16 protein-coding genes are annotated in these 18610 nt (G+C 71.0%); 5 read left to right on the top strand and 11 right to left on the bottom strand.

Going from position 1 to position 18610, the window contains the following annotated elements; translation table 11 throughout:
• Positions 1-24 precede the first annotated feature (24 nt).
• The 7 genes from aroC to AB5L52_RS35455 all read right to left on the bottom strand — a co-directional run bounded on the left by aroC (position 25) and on the right by AB5L52_RS35455 (position 7949).
• Positions 25-1209, bottom strand: a complete 1185-nt coding sequence (gene aroC, locus AB5L52_RS35485; protein ID WP_369367653.1) for a chorismate synthase — start codon at positions 1207-1209, stop codon at positions 25-27.
• A gap of 165 nt (positions 1210-1374) precedes the next feature.
• Positions 1375-2214 carry a shikimate dehydrogenase gene (locus AB5L52_RS35480; RefSeq protein ID WP_351566987.1) on the bottom strand — a complete coding sequence of 280 codons (840 nt, stop codon included), beginning with the start codon at positions 2212-2214 and terminating at the stop codon, positions 1375-1377.
• On the bottom strand, positions 2195-3856 hold the full coding sequence (gene mltG / locus AB5L52_RS35475) for an endolytic transglycosylase MltG (protein ID WP_351028429.1): 1662 nt from the start codon (positions 3854-3856) through the stop codon (positions 2195-2197). The genes AB5L52_RS35480 and mltG overlap by 20 nt, the downstream gene beginning before the upstream one ends.
• A 121-nt stretch (positions 3857-3977) precedes the next feature.
• A complete protein-coding gene (gene ruvX / locus AB5L52_RS35470) occupies positions 3978-4442 on the bottom strand; it encodes a Holliday junction resolvase RuvX (protein ID WP_023552096.1) in 465 nt (154 codons plus the stop codon).
• Positions 4443-4467: 25 nt separating this feature from the next.
• Complete coding sequence (alaS, locus tag AB5L52_RS35465) at positions 4468-7140, bottom strand: alanine--tRNA ligase (RefSeq protein WP_369367652.1); 2673 nt, start codon at positions 7138-7140, stop codon at positions 4468-4470.
• Positions 7140-7499, bottom strand: coding sequence for a hypothetical protein (locus AB5L52_RS35460; RefSeq protein ID WP_351028435.1), 360 nt, complete (start codon positions 7497-7499; stop codon positions 7140-7142). The genes alaS and AB5L52_RS35460 overlap by 1 nt, the downstream gene beginning before the upstream one ends.
• A gap of 15 nt (positions 7500-7514) precedes the next feature.
• Positions 7515-7949, bottom strand: a complete 435-nt coding sequence (locus AB5L52_RS35455) for a DUF948 domain-containing protein (protein WP_351028438.1) — start codon at positions 7947-7949, stop codon at positions 7515-7517.
• 152 nt (positions 7950-8101) lie between these two features.
• Here AB5L52_RS35455 and AB5L52_RS35450 point away from each other — a divergent pair, with 152 nt between their 5' ends.
• Entirely contained in the window at positions 8102-10291 is a 2190-nt protein-coding gene (locus tag AB5L52_RS35450; RefSeq protein WP_369367651.1) for a regulator, read from the top strand.
• Positions 10292-10606: 315 nt separating this feature from the next.
• Here AB5L52_RS35450 and rpsD read toward each other — a convergent pair whose 3' ends face one another.
• From rpsD to AB5L52_RS35435, 3 genes are all read right to left on the bottom strand, one after another.
• Positions 10607-11221: a 30S ribosomal protein S4 gene (gene rpsD, locus AB5L52_RS35445; protein ID WP_067046311.1), complete on the bottom strand. Its 615-nt coding sequence runs from the start codon at positions 11219-11221 to the stop codon at positions 10607-10609.
• Between the two features lie 306 nt (positions 11222-11527).
• A complete protein-coding gene (locus AB5L52_RS35440; RefSeq protein ID WP_369367649.1) occupies positions 11528-12883 on the bottom strand; it encodes a replication-associated recombination protein A in 1356 nt (451 codons plus the stop codon).
• An 84-nt stretch (positions 12884-12967) separates the two neighbouring features.
• Positions 12968-13627 carry a vitamin K epoxide reductase family protein gene (locus AB5L52_RS35435; protein ID WP_351028448.1) on the bottom strand — a complete coding sequence of 220 codons (660 nt, stop codon included), beginning with the start codon at positions 13625-13627 and terminating at the stop codon, positions 12968-12970.
• Between the two features lie 146 nt (positions 13628-13773).
• On the opposite strand from AB5L52_RS35435, the gene AB5L52_RS35430 reads away from it, so the two are divergent.
• From AB5L52_RS35430 to AB5L52_RS35415, 4 genes are read left to right on the top strand one after another with little or no spacing between them, the layout of a single operon-like run.
• Entirely contained in the window at positions 13774-14640 is an 867-nt protein-coding gene (locus AB5L52_RS35430) for an ABC transporter ATP-binding protein (RefSeq protein WP_351028451.1), read from the top strand.
• Positions 14637-15482 carry an ABC transporter permease gene (locus AB5L52_RS35425; protein ID WP_369367648.1) on the top strand — a complete coding sequence of 282 codons (846 nt, stop codon included), beginning with the start codon at positions 14637-14639 and terminating at the stop codon, positions 15480-15482. Before AB5L52_RS35430 ends, AB5L52_RS35425 begins: the two co-directional genes overlap by 4 nt.
• A complete protein-coding gene (locus tag AB5L52_RS35420) occupies positions 15458-16681 on the top strand; it encodes a sensor histidine kinase (RefSeq protein ID WP_369369018.1) in 1224 nt (407 codons plus the stop codon). Before AB5L52_RS35425 ends, AB5L52_RS35420 begins: the two co-directional genes overlap by 25 nt.
• Positions 16678-17304: a response regulator gene (locus AB5L52_RS35415; RefSeq protein WP_369367647.1), complete on the top strand. Its 627-nt coding sequence runs from the start codon at positions 16678-16680 to the stop codon at positions 17302-17304. Before AB5L52_RS35420 ends, AB5L52_RS35415 begins: the two co-directional genes overlap by 4 nt.
• Positions 17305-17344: 40 nt before the next feature.
• Here AB5L52_RS35415 and hisS read toward each other — a convergent pair whose 3' ends face one another.
• On the bottom strand, positions 17345-18607 hold the full coding sequence (gene hisS / locus AB5L52_RS35410) for a histidine--tRNA ligase (RefSeq protein WP_351028459.1): 1263 nt from the start codon (positions 18605-18607) through the stop codon (positions 17345-17347).
• Positions 18608-18610: the final 3 nt, after the last annotated feature.

Below are 18610 nucleotides of genomic sequence, written 5' to 3'. Positions count from 1 at the left end.
CCAGGACGAGCGCAGGCACGGCGCTCACCGGATCCGCAGGTTGTCGAGGTACGACCGCACGTTGCGGCGGGTCTCGGCCACCGAGTCGCCGCCGAACTTCTCCGCGACCGCGTCCGCGAGGACCAGCGCGACCATGGCCTCCGCGACGATGCCGGCGGCCGGGACCGCGGACACGTCGGAGCGCTGGTGGTGGGCCTGCGCGGCCTCGCCGGTGGCCACGTCGACGGTCTGCAGGGCCCGCGGCACGGTCGCGATCGGCTTCATCGCCGCCCGCACGCGCAGCAGCTCACCGGTGCTCAGGCCGCCCTCGGTACCGCCGGCCCGGCCGGAGACCCGCCGGATGCCCTCGTCGGTCTTCACGATCTCGTCGTGTGCCTTCGAACCCGGCACCCGGGCCAGCTCGAACCCGTCACCGATCTCGACGCCCTTGATCGCCTGGATGCCCATGAGCGCGCCCGCCAGCCGGGCGTCCAGCTTGCGGTCCCAGTGCACGTGCGAGCCCAGGCCGACCGGCACTCCGTAGGCCAGCACCTCGACCACACCACCCAGGGTGTCGCCGTCCTTGTGGGCCTGGTCGACCTCCGCGACCATCGCCTTCGACGCGTCCGCGTCCAGGCAGCGCAGCGGGTCGGCGTCCAGCTTCTCGACGTCGGCCGGGGTGGGGTACACACCCTGCGGAGCCTTCACCGAGCACAGCTCGACGACGTGCGAGACGATCTCGATGCCGGCCGTCTCCTTCAGGTACGACCGGGCGACGGCGCCCAGCGCCACACGGGCCGCGGTCTCCCGCGCCGACGCGCGCTCCAGGATCGGGCGGGCCTCGTCGAAGCCGTACTTCTGCATGCCGGCCAGGTCGGCGTGACCGGGGCGCGGCCGGGTCAGCGGGGCGCTCCGGGCAAGACCGGCGAGGATCTCGGGGTCGACCGGGTCGGCCGCCATGACCTGCTCCCACTTGGGCCACTCGGTGTTGCCCACCATGATCGCGACCGGGGAGCCGAGGGTGAGGCCGTGCCGGACGCCGCCCAGGAAGGTGACCTCGTCCTGCTCGAACTTCATGCGCGCACCGCGGCCATAGCCGAGCCGCCGCCGCGCCAGATGGTCCGCCACCATCGCCGTGGTGATCGGCACGCCGGCGGGAAGCCCCTCCAGCGTCGCGACAAGAGCGGGACCGTGGGACTCCCCCGCGGTCAGCCAACGCAGCCTGCTCAACGGTGCTCCTCAGTGTTCGCGCCCGGCACTGCCCTCCGTACCCGCGTCCTCGCGTACGGCGACGGCGCGACCGGGTGCGCGACCCCGGTACGCCACCTCCGATCCTCCCACGTCCGGGCACCGGACCCGGCCGCCGGTCCAGCAGACGGACGCCGATATGTCAGGTCAGCGCTCGGCGAGCGCCTTCTCCCCGGCGCGGCGCATGGCGTCCAGGGGGGCCGGTGCACGGCCGGTCATCTGCTCGACCTGGAGGACGGCCTGATGGACGAGGAGATCGAGGCCGCTGACCACGGCACCGCCGAACATGGACCAGCGGGCCGCCAGCTCGGTGGGCCAGGGGTCGTAGAGCACGTCGAAGAGGGTGGCGGGACGCTCGGGCACGGCGGTGGCGAGGGCGTCGGTCGTGCCGGCCGGGGTGGTGGCGATCACCAGCGGGGCGCGCAGCGCCCGCCCGGCATCCGCCCAGTCCGCCGTACGCACGTCCACGTCGAGCCGTTCGCCCCACTGGCGCATCTCGGCCGCGCGGGCCGCGCTGCGGACGTAGGCGACCACCTCGCCGGTGCAGATCCGGGCGAGGGCGGCTAGCGCGGAGGAGGCGGTGGCGCCGGCGCCGAGGATCGCGGCGGAGTCGACCTGTTCGATGCCGTGCTCGCGCAGAGCCGCCACCATGCCCGGGATATCCGTGTTGTCGCCGATTCGGCGGCCGTCCTCGGTGAAGACGACCGTGTTGACCGCATCGACGGAGGCGGCCGTCTCGCTGATGTCGTCCAGCAGCGGGATGACCGCCCGCTTCAGCGGCATGGTCAGCGACAGCCCCGCCCACTCCGGCCCGAGCTTCTCGACGAACCCGGGCAACCCGGCCTCGTCCACCTCGAAACGGTCGTACGACCATGCGGTGAGCCCGAGCGCGTCGTACGCGGCCCGGTGCAGCACCGGGGAGAGGGAATGGGCGATGGGCTGACCGAGCACCGCGGCCCGGCGGGCGTCAGTTGCCCGAGCTGGCATTGAACTTTTCCTTGAGTTGCTGGAATTCGGCGTTGGTCTTGGCGAATTCGGTGTCGTTCACGCCGTCGGTCGCCACGAAGTACATCCAGCCGTCGTGGGTCGGATTCAGCGCCGCCTTCAACGCGTCCTCGCCGGGGTTGCCGATCGGGCCGGGCGGAAGCCCCCTGTGCGTGTACGTGTTGTAGGGGTTGTGGTTTCCATTGATCTCCTTCTCGGAGATATGGATGTTGCTGGTGCCCTTGAGGTAGTTGTACGTCGAGTCGAACTGGAGCAGCTGGTTGGTCTCGTGGTTCGTGGGCTTCAGACGGTTGTAGACGACCTCCGCCATCTTGCGGAAGTCGTCGTGCGTCTTGCCCTCCGCCTGTACCAGGCTCGCCACAGTGACCAGCTGGAACGCGTCGTTCAAGCCCAGCGCCCGGGCCTTCGCCGTGAGGCCGTACGCGTCATACCTGGACGTGGCCTGCGCGATCATCTGCTTCAGGATGCTCTCCGGCTTCATCCCCTTGGCGGCCGCGTAGTTGCCCGGGAAGAGGAAGCCCTCCAGCGGGTCCTTGACCTCGCCGCTGTTCTGCGCCCAGGCCGGCAGACCGAGGTTCTTGTACTCCTTTACAGCGACCTTCTGCGTGGTGCCGTCGGCGAGTTCGAGTTTCTTGTCGATAGCCTCGTAGACGCCCGCGTTACGCTCGCCCGGAGTCACCACGACATTGTTCTGGCTCTTCGGGTCCAGCATCATTTTCACCGCGCTTGCGGCGGACATCTGTTTCCTCAGGAGGTATGCACCGGCCTGGATGCTGTTACCACCCTGGATGTCGTTCTGCGCATGCACGAAGGCATCGGCGCTCTTGACGACGCCGGCCTCCTTCAGCCGGCGGCCGATGTCCCAGCCGCCCGCGCCCTTGGGGATCTCGACCATCACCGTCTCGCTGGTGCCGGTGCCCGGGTAGTCCGGGGCCGCGGCGAAACGATTTTGGTAGAACTTGTAGCCGAAGTAGCCGGCGCCCGCGAGGCCGCCGCCGAAGACCAGGACGACGACCATGCAGGCACAGCCGGTACGTCGTTTCTTGCCCTTCTTCGCGGGCTTCTTGCCCTTGCCGCGCCGGCCCTGGCGGCTCTGGAGCTCGTGCTCCTCGTCGTCGTCTTCGTCGCCGGCTCCGGTGAAGAAGGGGTGCTGCTCCTCCTCGTCGGGCGCGGTCTCCGGCTCCGCTTCCGGCCCGGGGCCCCTGCGGCCGGGCGGCTGCGGCGGCGGGTAGGCGTCGTCCGTGCCGTAGAAGTCGGGGTGTTCACCGCCATAGCCGACGGGTTGCTGAGCGTACGGGTCGCCGGGGTCGGGGGCGTACGGCACCTGGCCGTTCGAGCCGGCCGCGTTCCAGGCGCCGGGCTGCTGGTAGGGCTGCTGGGCGTGGCCGGCGTACTGCTGCTGGCCCTGTTCGCCGTAGTACCGGTACTGCTCATGGCCGTAGCCGGGCTGCTGCCCCTGGCTCCAGTCGCCGTACTGCGGCTGCTGTGGATAATGCTGCGGCTGGCCGCCGTAGGGGGACTGCTGACCGTTGTGGGCCTGCTGTCCTCCCCATCCGCCGTCCCCGTACAACGGGTCCTCCGGATGCCACGGTTCGGGGCCTGGACCCCGGCCATACTCAGTCATCGATCCCCTAGAGCCGCGAGGCCGACCGAGCGCCGGCCGGTGGCCCGCTTCCGTTCCGCCTCTTGTTGTGCGCCGACTGTTCGAACACCGGCGCATCGCGCGGAACGTTACCGTATCGCGATCAGATGACCACTTCGACGCCCTCGCCGGGTGCTTTACCTGACACCCGTTCGGATTCGAGGGCTTGCTGGAGGATGATCACAGCGGCGGCCTGGTCGATGACGGCGCGGCCCTTCTTCGATTTCACGCCCGAGGCACGCAGTCCCTGACTGGCCGTCACGGTCGTCATCCGCTCGTCCACCAGGCGCACCGGCACCGGCTTGATGCCTTTGGCCAGCTCCTGGGCGAAGGCGCGGACCTTCACCGCTGCCGGACCCTCGCCCCCCTTGAGGGAGCGGGGGAGGCCGACGACGACCTCGATCGGTTCGTACTCCTCCACCAGTTGCCTGAGCCGGCGGTGGGCTGCGGGGATGTCCCGGCCGGGGACGGTCTCCACCGGTGTGGCGAGGATCCCATCGGGGTCACACGAGGCGACCCCGATCCGGGCGTCCCCGACGTCGATCGAAAGTCGACGTCCTCTGCGCATTTCCGACCGCTTCCTTACTGGGCTGTCACTTGGCGGTCTCGGCGACGAGTCGCTCTACGGCCTCGACGGCCTCGCCGACGGCGGCCGGGTTCTGGCCGCCGCCCTGGGCCACGTCCGGCTTGCCGCCACCGCCGCCGCCGAGGGTCTTGGCCGCGGTGCGGACCAGGTCACCGGCCTTGAGACCGCGCTCGCGGGCGGCGTCGTTGGTCGCGATGACGGTCAGCGGCTTGCCGTTGTTGACCGTGAAAAGCGCCACAACCGCGGCCCGGCCGCCCTGGATACGGCCGCGCACGTCGAGGACCAGCTTGCGCAGGTCGTCCGGGGTCGTACCGTCCGGGACCCGACCCGTGACGACGGCCACACCGCGGACCTCCTTGGCGGACTCGGCGAGACCGGCGGCGGCCTGCAGCACCTTCTCGGCGCGGAACTTCTCGATCTCCTTCTCGGCGTCCTTCAGCTTGCCGAGCATCGCGGAGACCTTCTCCGGGAGCTCCTCCGGACGGCCCTTGATCAGCTCCTGGAGCTGGGCGACGACCGTGTGCTCGCGGGCGAGGAAGTTGTAGGCGTCGACGCCGACGAGAGCCTCGATACGGCGGACACCGGAGCCGATCGACGACTCGCCGAGCAGCTTCACCAGGCCCAGCTGGGCGGTGTTGTGCACATGCGTGCCGCCGCACAGCTCCTTGGAGAAGTCGCCGATGGTCACGACGCGGACCCGCTCGCCGTACTTCTCGCCGAACTCGGCGATGGCGCCCTGCTTCTTGGCCTCGTCGATGCCCATGACCTCGGCGTGCACGTCGAGATCGCGGGCGAGCACCTCGTTGATCTTCTGCTCGACGTCGGTCATCACGGCCGTCGGCACGGCGGACGGCGAACCGAAGTCGAAGCGGAAGCGGCCGGGCTGGTTCTCGGAACCGGCCTGGGCGGCCGTCGGGCCGAGGGCGTCGCGCAGGGCCTGGTGGGTCAGGTGGGTGGCCGAGTGGGCGCGGGCGATGGCCTTGCGGCGACGGTTGTCGATCGAGGCGTGGGCCTTGGCACCGACGGTGACCTCGCCGACCTGGACGACACCCTTGTGGACGTACACACCCGGGACCGGCTTCTGGCAGTCGCGGACCTCGATGACGGCACCGGAGTCGACCTTGATCCGGCCGGTGTCGCCGATCTGGCCGCCGCCCTCGGCGTAGAACGGGGTGCGGTCGAGGACGATCTCGACCTCGTCGCCCTCGGTGGCGGCCGGCGAGGACACGCCGTCGACGAGGATGCCGACGACCGTGGTCTCGCCCTCGGTGTCGGTGTAGCCGATGAAGTCGGTCTCGCCGGCGGAGTCGGCGATCTCCCGGTAGGAGCCCATGTCGGCGTGGCCGGTCTTCTTGGCCTGGGCGTCGGCCTTGGCGCGCTCCCGCTGCTCCTTCATCAGGCGGCGGAAGCCGTCCTCGTCGACGGAGAGGCCCTGTTCGGCGGCCATCTCCAGGGTGAGGTCGATCGGGAAGCCCCAGGTGTCGTGGAGCAGGAAGGCCTTGTCGCCGGAGAGGACCGTGCCGCCGGACTGCTTGGTCTCGGTGACGGCGGTGTCGAGGATGTTGGTGCCGGCCTTCAGCGTCTTGAGGAAGGCGTTCTCCTCGGCGAGGGCGACCTTCTCGATGCGCTCTCGGTCGGTGATCAGCTCGGGGTACTGCTGCCCCATCATGCGGATGACGACGTCGATCAGGTCCTTGACGACCGGACCGGTGGCGCCGAGCAGGCGCATGTTGCGGATGGCGCGGCGCATGATGCGGCGCAGGACGTAACCGCGGCCCTCGTTGCCGGGGGTGACGCCGTCGCCGATGAGCATCGTGGCGGTGCGCATGTGGTCGGTGACCACGCGGAGGGACACGTCCGAGTCGTGGGCGTCGCCGTAGCGGACACCGGTCAGCTCGGTGGCCTTGTCGATGACGGCCATGGAGGTGTCGATCTCGTACATGTTCTGCACGCCCTGCAGAATCATGGCGAGGCGCTCCAGGCCAAGGCCCGTGTCGATGTTCTTGCTCGGCAGGTCGCCGAGGATCTCGAAGTTGTCCTTGCCGGTGCCCTCGCCTCGCTCGTACTGCATGAAGACGAGGTTCCAGATCTCCACGTACCGCTCGTCGTTGACGGCGGGGCCGCCCTCGACGCCGAACTCGGGGCCGCGGTCGTAGTTGATCTCGGAGCAGGGGCCGCAGGGGCCGGGGACGCCCATGGACCAGTAGTTGTCCTTCATGCCGAGGCGCTGGATGCGCTCCTTCGGCACGCCGACGACCTCGTGCCAGATGCGCTCGGCCTCGTCGTCGTCCTTGTAGACGGTGATCCAGAGCTTCTCCGGCTCAAGGCCGTAACCGCCCTTGTCCTGGGGGCTGGTGAGCAGCTCCCAGGCGAACGTGATGGCGCCTTCCTTGAAGTAGTCGCCGAAGGAGAAGTTGCCGCACATCTGGAAGAACGTGCCGTGCCGCGTGGTCTTGCCGACCTCTTCGATGTCGGGCGTGCGCACACACTTCTGCACGCTGGTGGCGCGCGGGAACGGCGGCTTGACCTCACCCAGGAAGTAGGGCTTGAAGGGCACCATGCCGGCGGGGACGAGGAGCAGAGTCGGGTCGTCCGCGATGAGCGACGCCGAAGGGACGACGGTGTGCCCGCGCTCCTCGAAGAAGCTCAGCCAGCGGCGGCGAATCTCGGCCGACTCCATCAGTGGTCCTCATTCCGGTTGTACGAGTACATAGGGGCTTCGATGTACTTCGGTGTGCTGCGGTTGTCGCTGGGGTCGTTCTCGATGGCGGAGTACCGCCGGGGTCCGGGGAGTTCGGGCTTCTCGTGAATGCCCAGGGCATCCGCCAGCTCGGCCTCCCGCTGGGCCATGTTGTCGCGGACGTCGAGCGCGAAGCCGACCGCGCGGTCCTTGAGGCGGTGACCGGTCTCCAGGGCCTTGTTCGCCGCGGTCGCGGCGAGGCTCTCCGGGGTCAGCTGCTTCAGCTTGCGGTTGACCTTGGTGGTGGCCCACACACCGGCGGCGACACCTGTGGTGAACCAGAACGTACGGCGGAACATCGCTCGGTCTCGTCCTCACTTCCGCTTGCGTCGTGCGGCGGGGACCGTGCGGCCCACGATCACGGTACGCCGGGGCGCCTTGGCGGGCACGTCCTCCTTGCGGCCGCCCAGCGCCCGGCGGACGCCGTAGCCGAAGGCCGCGACCTTGACCAGGGGGCCGCCGAAGGTGGAGGCGACGGTGGTGGACAGCGCGGAGGCGTTCGACGTGACCTCCTGGACGTCGGAGGCGATCGCGTCGACGCGATCGATCTGGGTCTGCGCGGAGCGCACCGCGGCGGAGGCGTCGGCGAGCAGCGGGACGGCCTGGTCGGTCACGTCCGCCACCAGCTTGGTGGTCGCCTTGAGCGTCTGGGCCACCCTCGCGAGAGCCACCGCGAGGAAGGAGACCAGGATCGCCCAGAACACGGCCACCAGGATCCCGGCCACCTCACCACCGGACACTGTGCGCACCCGCTCCCTGAAACGTGCCTCACCATCGAAAAAGTCGTGTCCGAGCCTATCGCGCCGGGGCCGGGCTTCCGTACCGCGTTACCGGGGCCGCGGGGCGGAGTTGCGAGAAGCGATTGTACGCATTGAACACACTTCAGTACGCTCCGTGTCCCATGCGAGGTCCTCTGCGTCCTGATCCGTTCGCCGACGGCGATCCGCCCCTGGAACTGACCACATTCGTCGGGCGTGCGGCCGAGTTCGCCGAGCTGACGGCCGCGCTCGGCCGGGCGCGGCTGGTGACCGTGACCGGGATCGGTGGCGTCGGCAAGTCCCGGCTGGCCGCGCGGGTCGCCGCCGGGTGGGAGTCCGCCGCCGGGCGGGTGGAGCTGGCGCCGGTACGCGATCCGCAGTTGGCGGAGTACGCGGTCGCGGAGGCACTGGGGCTGACCGACCACACCGCCCGGCTGCCCCGGGAGACGCTGCTGGAGCATCTCGCCGGCCGTCCGGCCCTGTTGGTGCTGGACGGGTTCGAGCATCTCGCGGCGGCCTGTGCCGAGTTGACGGCGGAACTGCTGCGGAAGCTGCCGCAGCTGCGGGTGCTGGCCGTGGGGCGGCGTCCGCTGGGGCTGCCGGGCGAGCGGCTGTTCCCGCTGGCGCCGCTCGGCGAGGGCGAGGCGGTGGAGCTGTTCACCGACCGGGCGCGGGAGCAGGGGCTGACGGTGACCGACGGCCCGCAGGTGCGCGAGCTGTGCCGACGGCTGGAGGGGATCCCGCTGGCCGTGGAGCTGGCGGCCGGGCGGCTGCGCGCGCTGTCCCCGGCGCAGCTGCTGGAGCGGCTGGACGACCGGTTCCGGCTGCTGCGCGCGAGCAGTTGGGACGGCGCACCGCGCTCGGTCCCCGGCGGGCCCCCGTGCCGCCATCGGACGCTGCGCACGGCGATCGGCTGGAGCCACGAGCTGTGCACGCCGGCCGAGCGACTGCTGTGGGCACGGCTGTCGGTGTTCGCGCAGACCTTCGACCTGGAGGCGGCGGAGTACGTGTGCGGCGGGGTCGGGCTGCCCGCCGAGGACGTCCTGGACGTGCTGTCGGAGTTGGTGGCCCAGTCCGTTGTCACCCGTGAGGAGAACCCGGCCGGCTCCCGCTACCGGATGCTGGACACCGTCCGGGCCTACGGCACCGACTGGCTGGAGGGGATGGGGGACGCGGCCCGGCTGCGCCGACGGCACCGGGACTGGTATCTGGGCCTGGCGACCTGGTGCGAGCTGGACTGGTTCTCGCCCCGGCAGGACGAGGTCGCCGCCCGGGTGGAGGTCGAGCTGCCCAATCTGCGGACGGCCCTGGAGTTCTGTCTGACGGAGCCGGACGAGGCCCATCTCGGCCAGTACCTCGCGGGCTCGCTGTGGTTCTGCTGGGTCGGCTGCGGCCGGCTCGCGGAGGGCCGGCGCTGGCTGGCGCGCAGCGTCGAGCTGGATTCGGAGTACGAGCAGTCCCGGCTGAAGGCGCTCTGGGTGCTCGGCTATGTGGCGATCCTCCAGGGCGACACCGTGCCCGCGCTGGCGGCGCTGCGGGAGTGCCGGGAACTTGCCGAGCGGGCGGCGGATCCGACGGCGGTGGCGTACGCCGAGCACCGCACCGGCTGTCTGGCCCTGGTCACCGATGACATGGCGCGTGCAGAAACGCTGCTGCAGTCCGCACTGGAGCGCTATCAGGAGATCGGCGAACTCAACAGCAACGTCTTGATGGGCCAGGTGGAGCTGGCGATGACGCGGGCCTTCCAGGGGGACCTGGCGGACGCGGTGCGCCTGTGCGAGGACGTGCGCCGGGTGTGCGAGGACCACGGGGAGCGCTGGGCCCGCAGCTACGCGTTGTACGTGCTCGCGTACGCGGCCTGGCAGGACGACGCCCAGGACAGGGCGCGGGAACTGCTCGCGGAGTGTCTGCGCAACGCCCACGCCTTCCGCGACCTGCTCGGCTCGGTGATGGTGCTGGAGCTGCTGGCGCTGGTGACGGCGGCCCAGGGCGAGCCGGCCGAGGCCGCGCTGCTGCAGGGCGCGGCGGGCCGGATGTGGCCGTCGGTGGGGCTGCCGCTGTTCGGCTCGGCGTACTTCAACGCCCCGCACGAGCGCTGCGAGGCGATGGCACGGCAGGCCCTCGGGGACGCGCGGTACGAGGAGTGCGTGCGCCAAGGGTCCCGGCTGGACCGGGTCACGGCCGTGGCACGTGCACTGGGTCGTGACCGGGGGCAACCGCTGGACGCGCTACCGGCCCCACGAGGGGCGGTACCACAGGGCGGCCAGGAGAGCGGCGCAGGCGCGAACCGAGCCGAGGCCGCCGAACGCGCCGCTGACTCCGCACGGGGCTGACGCGCGCGTCGGGGGCGCGGGGCGGGCGGGAACACGAGGCCGTCGGGAGCGCGAGGCGAGCGGAAGCGCCAGCCCACCGGAAGCCCGAGCCCACCGGAAGCCCGAGCCCACCGGAAGCCCGAGCCCATGTCCATCTGCGGCTCCGCCGCGATGGGGCCCCAGGTTCGAGCGAAGCCGAGAACTTGGGGAGCGGCCGGCCCCCACCGGCCCGCGCCCGCGCTGTTCGGGCGACTGGAAACACGAACCCGCCGCCTCGCCCGCCCGGCAGGGCCGGGCGGGGAGACGGCGGGCTGAGGTGCTGCGCCGGGGCTGGGATCAGCGGGCGTAGTACTCGACGACGAGCTGCTCGTCGCAGATCACCGGGATCTCCTTGCGGTTCGGCTCGCGGTCCAGGCGGAACGCCAGGGCCTTGAGGTTCACCTGCAGGTAGCGCGGGGTCTCACCCTCGGGGGCGAAGCCACCCTCGCGGGCGATCGTGAAGAGCGTCTTGTCCTTGGAGCGGTCGCGGACCTGCACGACGTCGTCCGGGCGGACACGGAAGGACGGCTTGTCGACCTTCTGGCCGTTGACCTGGATGTGGCCGTGGACGACCATCTGACGGGCCTGGTAGATGGTGCGGGCGAGGCCCGAACGCAGGACCAGGGCGTCGAGACGGCGCTCGAGCTCCACGATCAGGGCCTCACCGGTCTTGCCCTGGACCTTGGACGCGCGCTCGTAGGCGCGGACCAGCTGGCGCTCGGAGATGTCGTACTGCGCGCGCAGACGCTGCTTCTCCAGCAGACGGACCTTGTAGTCCGAGTTCTGCTTGCGGCCGCGGCCGTGCTCACCCGGCGGGTAGGGGCGGGCCTCGAAGTACTTGACGGCCTTCGGGGTCAGCGCGATGCCGAGGGCACGCGACTTCTTGACCTTGGGGCGGGACTGGTTCGCCACTGTCTCTGTCTCTTTCGTAGTTTCCGGCTCGTCAGAGTTAAGGGAGGTCGCCTCCGCAGCCGGGGAAACCCGCCGGGTCCGCATGGGACCTGCCGGGCAGCCGCTCCCCTGGTCTGGGCACAACGTGCAGCACGCGAGTGGCCCACCGGCCGTCCCGGGGATCCGGGGGGTGGTGGGCTGCCCGCGACACCGTTCGACGGTGCGCGACGCTCCTGGAACCTCTCGTCCTTGCGGCCGTGGGGTTCCGGCTGGGTGTCCCGCTCTGACTGCGCGGGACTCAGCACTTCGGGGAAGTCTACAGGGCGCTCAGGACCGTCTGCGACCGAGGTGCTTCCTGGTCCACTCCACCGCGTCCGCGTACCGTGCCTCGGTGCCGTGCCGGGTCGGGGCGTAGTACTCGCGGTCCTTCAGGGCGTCCGGGGCGTACTGCTGCTGGGCGATGCCCTCGGGCAGGTCGTGCGGATACACATATCCCTGGGCGTGGCCGAGCTTGGCCGCGCCCTTGTAGTGCCCGTCGCGCAGATGCGGCGGGACCGGGCCGGCCAGGCCCTTGCGTACGTCCTCCATGGCGGCGCCGATCGCGGTGGTCGCCGCGTTGGACTTGGGGGCGAGCGCGAGGGCGATGGTGGCGTGGCTGAGGGTGAGGGCGGCCTCGGGGAAGCCGATCATGGCGACGGCCTGGGCCGCGGCGACCGCGATGGGCAGCGCGTTCGGATCGGCCAGGCCGATGTCCTCGCTGGCGGAGATCATCAGGCGGCGGGCGATGAAGCGGGGGTCCTCGCCGGCCTCGATCATGCGGGCCAGGTAGTGCAGGGCCGCGTCGACGTCGGAGCCCCTGATGGACTTGATGAGGGCGCTGGCGACGTCGTAGTGCTGGTCGCCGTCGCGGTCGTACTTCACCGCGGCCCGGTCGACGGTCTGCTCCAGCGTCTGGAGGCCGATCTCGCGCTCGCCCTGGTCGAGGGCGGCGCCGGCGGCGGCCTCCAGGGCGGTCAGGGCCCGGCGGGCGTCGCCGCCGGCGATGCGCAGCAGGTGCTCCTCGGTGTCCTCGGGGAGGCCGACGGCGTCCTTCAGGCCGCGCTCGTCGGCCAGGGCACGCTTGAGCAGGCCGCGGATGTCGTCGTCGGTGAGCGGTTCGAGCGTGAGCAGGAGCGAGCGGGACAGCAGGGGTGAGATCACCGAAAAGTACGGGTTCTCCGTGGTGGCCGCGATCAGGGTCACCCAGCGGTTCTCGACGGCCGGGAGCAGGGAGTCCTGCTGGGCCTTGCTGAAGCGGTGGATCTCGTCCAGGAAGAGGACGGTCTCCTTGCCGAAGCCCCCGGTGGCGCGGCGGGCGCCGTCGATGACCGCGCGGACCTCCTTGACCCCCGCGGTGATCGCGGACAGCTCCACGAACCGCTTGTTCGTCGCCTTGGAGACCACGTACGCGAGCGTGGTCTTGCCGGTGCCGGGTGGACCCCAGAGGATCACCGAGGACGGTCCTGCGGGGCCGCCGGAGCCCTCGCCGACCAGCCGACGCAGCGGGGAGCCGGGCCCCAGCAGATGCTGCTGGCCCACGACCTCGTCGAGGGTGCGCGGGCGCATCCGCACCGCCAGGGGGCTGCCTGCCGGGTCCTTCTCCTGGCGCTCTTCCGCTGCGGCGGTGAACAGGTCGGGTTCCACGTCCGAAACCCTAAATCACCGCACTGACAACGCGGCCGGGCCGGGGAGGGACAGAGCCCTTCGGAAGGATCGGAAGGACGGTCTCTACGCCCAGAGCTGGCTGCCCCAGCGGGTCAGGATCAGCATGGCGATGACACCGCAGTGGGTGACCGGGACGACCCAGGTGAACTCGGCGAGGAACCGCTTCAGCCAGCCCGGCGCGGGCAGGAAGCCGTTGCGGACGTTGAGCGAGGTCACGTACCAGAACATGGTGATCGTGGCGACCCAGGCCAGCGAGCACCACAGGCACAGCGCGTTGATCCGGTACAGGGACTCGAACTGCAGCCAGGTGACGAAGCAGACGCCGAAGAGCGTGCCGAAGTTGAAGGTGAGCCAGTACCAGCGCGGGAAGCGGGCGCGGGTCAGCAGGCTCATGCCGACACAGATGACGATGCCGTAGCAGATCAGGCCGAGCATGGGGTTCGGGAAGCCGAAGACGGTCGCCTGCTTGCTCTCCATGACGCTGCCGCAGGACACGATCGGGTTGACGCTGCAGCCCGGCGTGAACGTCTTTCCGACGGCCTTCGCCTCAAGGATCTTGTTCTTGTCGATCGTGATGACCCAGGCGGCCAGCAGTCCGGCCGCGCCGGTGATCACCAGCAGCAGGGCGAGGGCACGGCTGGTGCCCACCGTGCGCGGGATGGCGGCGGCACGCTCGGGACCCGATTCCGCGGTGGAGACGTCGTTGACTGTCGTCTTGCTCATCACGCCGATTCCGTCACTTGAGAGTTGGACCATCTTCGGGCACGGGCTCATTGTGCCGCACGCGCATGCGTGTCCACCGTTCGAAGGACATAAGGAGGTACGCACGGTGGTCCCGGATCGTTCGGTTCCGGCCGATGCTCAAGGGCATGACAGCACACGCGAACGATTTCGCGGTGGACGTCCGGGGGCTGCGCAAGCGGTACGGGGGCGTGACCGCGGTGGACGGGCTGGATCTCGGTATTCGGCACGGTGAGGTGTTCGGGCTGCTCGGGCCGAACGGCGCCGGCAAGAGCACCACGGTGGAGATCCTTCAGGGCAACCGGTCGCGGGACGCCGGCGAGGTGTCGGTACTCGGCGCGGATCCGGCGACGGGCACGCGCGCGTGGAGGTCCCGTGTGGGAATCGTCTGGCAGGACGAATCGGCACCCGCGGAGTTGACGGTGCGCGAGACGGTACGGCACTTCGCCCGCTACTACCCGCGCCCGCGGGACCCGGAGGAGGTCATCCACCTGGTCGGCCTCGAAGCGAAGACGAACAGCCGGATCAAGGCCCTCTCCGGCGGCCAGCGGCGCCGCCTGGACGTGGCGCTCGGTGTGATCGGCGGTCCCGAGCTGCTGCTCCTGGACGAGCCGACCACCGGTTTCGACCCGGCGGCCCGACGGCAGTTCTGGGACCTGATCCGGCAGCTCGCCGACGAGGGCACGACGATCCTGCTCACCACGCACTACCTGGAGGAGGCCGAGACGCTCGCGGACCGGCTCGCGGTCGTCGCGAAGGGCCGGGTCGTCGCCGAGGGCACGCCCGCCGACCTGCGCCGGCGCTACGGCGGCGAGGTCACCGTCGCCTGGACGGAAGCCGACGGCTCCCCGCGCACGGAGCACACCACCACCCCGACCCGGACCGTCGCCGAGCTGATGCGCCGCTTCGACGGCGAGATACCCGGACTGACCGTGACCCGCCCCGCCCTGGAGGACGTCTACCTCCGGCTGACCGGACAGGAGGCCGTGCGATGACCACGACCGCCGTACGTGCCGCCGCCCCCGCTTCCGCCGGGTCCCTGCCCGGCGCCTGGTCGCTGGGGCTGCGGCGGGGCGCCCTGGAGATCAGGCAGTTCTTCCGGCAACGCGAACAGGTGGTCTTCACCTTCGCCTTCCCGGTGGTCTTCCTGTTCCTGTTCGCGTCGATCTTCCGGGACGACGTCCGGGGCGCCGGCATCACCTCCTCCCAGCTGTACGTGCCCGCGATGACGGCCTCCGGGATCATGTCGACGAGCTTCCAGTCCCTCGGCATCTCCATCGCCGTCGAGCGGGACGAGAGGGTGCTGCGGCGGCTGCGCGGCACGCCGATGCCGCCGGCGGCCTACTTCCTGGGCAAGATCTGGCTGGTTCTGTGCACCGGCGTCCTGGAGACCGCGATCCTGCTGGCCGTCGGCACGGGGTTCTACGACGTCCGTCTGCCCTCCGGCCCCGGCCGCTGGCTGGACTTCGCATGGATCTTCGTGCTCGGGCTGACCGCGTGCGCGCTGCTCGGCATCGCCATCAGCTCGGTACCCAGGTCGGCGAAGAGCGCCAGCTCCGTCGTCGTCCTGCCCTTCCTGCTCCTCCAGTTCGTCTCCGGGGTCTACATCTCCGTGAACACCCTTCCCGGCTGGATGCTCGACATCGGCGCCCTGTTCCCGCTGAAGTGGCTGTGCCAGGGCCTGCGGGGCGTGTTCCTGCCCGACTCGGCGAAGGTGCTGGAGCAGGCGCACGCCTGGGAGTTCGGGCGGATCGCCTGGGTGCTGGGCGCGTGGTGTGCCGGAGGATTGGTGCTGTGCTTGCTGACCTTCCGGTGGAAGAACCGGCGCGACGGGTGACGGGCGGCCGGGCTCGGGACGCCGATGCCTGGGACCGCGCGATCCGGCTCTGGGACGTCTACTTCACCGTCGCATGGGCGGCCACGCTGGCCCTCGTCCTCGGCGCGGAGCATCCGCCCGGGCCGGTGCGTGCCGTCGCGGCCGGGCTGCTCGTGCCGCTGGTGCCCTGGTACGCGCTGTTCGGCCGCCGCATGCTCGCCGAGGACCCGCCGGGCGGGCGCCGGGCCCTGTGGTACCTGGCCGGGGCCCTGGCGCTGTTCCTGCCGTCGGCGGTCCTGGCGGGCGAGACCCGGCTGGTCTCGTTCGCGCTGATCCCGCAGTGCTTCATGGCCCTGCGGATGCGCGGCGCGCTGGCGGCGGTGACCGTGATCAACCTGGCGCCGGTCGCGGGCTGGGCGCTGCTGTGGCGGCCGGGTGCCGAGGACCTGTTCGCCAACGCGCTGTTCGCCGTGGTCAGTCTGGCGTTCTCGACGGTGATCGGCGCCTGGATCATCAGGATCATCGAGCAGAGCATGGAACGGGCGGAACTGATCGCCGAGTTGGACGCGAGCCGGCACGAGGTGGCCCGGCTGTCGGCCGCGCACGGGGCCCTCGCCGAGCGCGAGCGGCTGGCCCGGGAGATCCACGACACCCTCGCCCAGGGCTTCACCAGCCTGCTGATGCTGGTCCAGGCCGTGGACGCGGAACTCGACTCCGACCCCGCGCAGGCCCGCCGCCACCTGGCCCTCATGGACGACACGGCCCGCCGCAACCTCGCCGAGGCCCGCGCGCTGGTGGCCGGCGGCGCACCCGCCGACCTGGCCGGCACCTCCCTGCCGGACGCCCTGCACCGTCTGACCGCCCGGCACACGGCGGCGCTGGAGGTGACCGGCCCGGTGCGCGCGCTCCCCGCGGGCGTGGAGGTGGTGGCCCTGCGGGCCTGCCAGGAGGCGCTGACCAACGCCCGTAAGCACGCGGGGAGTTCGGCATGCGTCGAGGTCCGGCTCGGCTACGCGGACGACACGCTCACCGTGTCCGTGCGCGACGACGGCTGCGGCTTCTCCCCCGCCGTGGTGTCCGGCGGGTACGGTCTGGCCGGGCTGCGCGCCCGCGCCGCCGAGGTGGGCGGCATCGCGGCCGTCCGCAGCGCACCCGGCGACGGTACGACGGTGACCGTACGCCTGCCCGTCCCCGCCGCCGTCGTGAGTGAGGTGCCGTGATCCGGATCGTGCTGGCCGACGACCATCCCGTCGTACGGGAGGGGCTGCGCGCCATGCTGAGCGCCGAGCCGGACCTGGAGGTGGTCGGGGACGCGGCGAGCGGGCCGCGGGCGGAGGCGCTGGCGGCGGAACTGCGGCCCGACATCGTGCTGATGGACCTGCGGATGCCGGGGGGCGGGGGCGTCGACTCGATCGAGCGGATGAGCGCGGCGGGGCTGCCGTGCCGGGTGATCGTCCTGACGACGTACGAGACGGACCGGGACATCCTGCGCGCCGTGGAGGCGGGCGCTGCGGGCTATCTGCTGAAGGACCTGCCCCGGCGCGAACTGGCCGAGGCGGTACGGGCGGCCGCGCGCGGCGAGACCGTGCTGGCCCCGTCGGTCGCGGCCCGCCTGGTCGACCAGCTCCGCGCCAGGCCGGAACGTCCCCGGCTGTCGGACCGGGAGACGGCGGTCCTCCGCCTGGTGGCCGAGGGCTGCACCAACGCCGAGATCGGGCGCCGGCTGCACATCGGTGAGTCGACGGTGAAGACGCATCTGCTGCGGATCTTCGGCAAGTTGGGGGTGGACGACCGTACGGCGGCGGTGACGAGCGCGCTGCGCCGCGGCTTGCTGGAGCAGTGAGAAGGGCGCCGGGAGACGCCCGGCGCCCTTCTGTCGACTGCTAGCCGAGCCGGGACCGCAGTTCCGCCACGATCTCGTGCACGCCGATCGCCGTCTGCTCGCCGGACTCCATGTCCTTGAGCTGGACGACGCCGTCGGCGAGGTCGCGCTCGCCGGCCACGATCGCGTAGCGGGCGCCACTGCGGTTGGCGTTCTTCATGGCGCCCTTCAGGCCTTTGCCGCCGTACGCGAAGTCCGCCGCGACGCCGGCCTTGCGCAGCTCGGTGACCTTCGCGAACAGCACCCGGCGGGCCTCCTCGCCGAGCGGCACGGCGTAGACCGACGTGGCGGAGGGGATGTCCAGGCGCACGCCCTCGGCTTCCAGGGCGAGGACCGTGCGGTCGACGCCGAGGGCCCAGCCGACGGACGGCAGCGCGGGGCCGCCGATCATCTCGGACAGGCCGTCGTAGCGGCCGCCGCCGCCCACCGCGGACTGAGAGCCCAGTCCGTCGTGCACGAACTCGAAGGTGGTGCGGGTGTAGTAGTCCAGGCCGCGCACCAGCTTCGGGTCGTCCTCGAAGACGACGCCCGCCGCGGTGATCAGGTCGCGCACCTCCTCGTGGTACGCCTTGCACGCGTCGCACAGGTAGTCGCGCAGCAGCGGGGCGCCCGTGAGCTGCTTCTGGACCGACTCGCGCTTGTCGTCGAGAACGCGCAGCGGGTTGATGTCGACGCGGCGGCGGGTGTCCTCGTCGAGGTCCAGGCCGCGCAGGAAGTCCTGCAGCGCGGCCCGGTACACCGGCCGGCACTCCTTGTCGCCGAGGCTGTTCAGCAGGATGCGGAAGTTGCTGAGGCCCAGCGAGCGGTACGCCTGGTCGGCGAGGATGATCAGCTCGGCGTCCAGCGCCGGGTCCTCCGCGCCGATCGCCTCGGCGCCGACCTGGGAGAAGTGCCGGTAACGGCCCTTCTGCGGGCGCTCGTAGCGGTACTGCGAGCCCGAGTACCAGACCTTCACCGGGAGGTTGCCCGTCTTGTACAGGTTGGCCTCCAGCACCGCGCGCAGCACGGGGGCCGTCGTCTCCGGGCGCAGGGCCAGCTTGTCGCCGCCCTTCGTCTCGAAGGCGTACATCTCCTTCGTCACGATGTCGGTGGACTCACCGACACCGCGCGCGAACAGCTCCACGTTCTCGAAACCGGGCGTCTCGATGTAGCCGTAGCCGGAGTTCCTGAGCGGCGCGGCGATCGCCTCGCGGACGGCCAGGAACGTGGCGCTGTCCGGCGGCAGCAGGTCGTACGTGCCCTTGGGGGCCTTGAAAGTGCTCACGGA

The organism is Streptomyces sp. CG4, from assembly GCF_041080655.1.
Lineage (GTDB): Bacteria > Actinomycetota > Actinomycetes > Streptomycetales > Streptomycetaceae > Streptomyces.
Note: the sequence above shows the minus strand (reverse complement) of the source record. Positions and strands in the feature narration are given on the sequence as shown.

Coding starts and splice junctions, on each gene's coding strand:
- AB5L52_RS35435 (WP_351028448.1), bottom strand. CDS start 13,627: ATGAGCAAGACGACAGTCAACGACGTCTCCACCGCGGAATCGGGTCCC.
- AB5L52_RS35480 (WP_351566987.1), bottom strand. CDS start 2,214: ATGCCAGCTCGGGCAACTGACGCCCGCCGGGCCGCGGTGCTCGGTCAG.
- AB5L52_RS35460 (WP_351028435.1), bottom strand. CDS start 7,499: ATGTTCCGCCGTACGTTCTGGTTCACCACAGGTGTCGCCGCCGGTGTG.
- AB5L52_RS35450 (WP_369367651.1), top strand. CDS start 8,102: ATGCGAGGTCCTCTGCGTCCTGATCCGTTCGCCGACGGCGATCCGCCC.
- AB5L52_RS35425 (WP_369367648.1), top strand. CDS start 14,637: ATGACCACGACCGCCGTACGTGCCGCCGCCCCCGCTTCCGCCGGGTCC.
- mltG (WP_351028429.1), bottom strand. CDS start 3,856: ATGACTGAGTATGGCCGGGGTCCAGGCCCCGAACCGTGGCATCCGGAG.
- alaS (WP_369367652.1), bottom strand. CDS start 7,140: ATGGAGTCGGCCGAGATTCGCCGCCGCTGGCTGAGCTTCTTCGAGGAG.
- ruvX (WP_023552096.1), bottom strand. CDS start 4,442: ATGCGCAGAGGACGTCGACTTTCGATCGACGTCGGGGACGCCCGGATC.
- AB5L52_RS35430 (WP_351028451.1), top strand. CDS start 13,774: ATGACAGCACACGCGAACGATTTCGCGGTGGACGTCCGGGGGCTGCGC.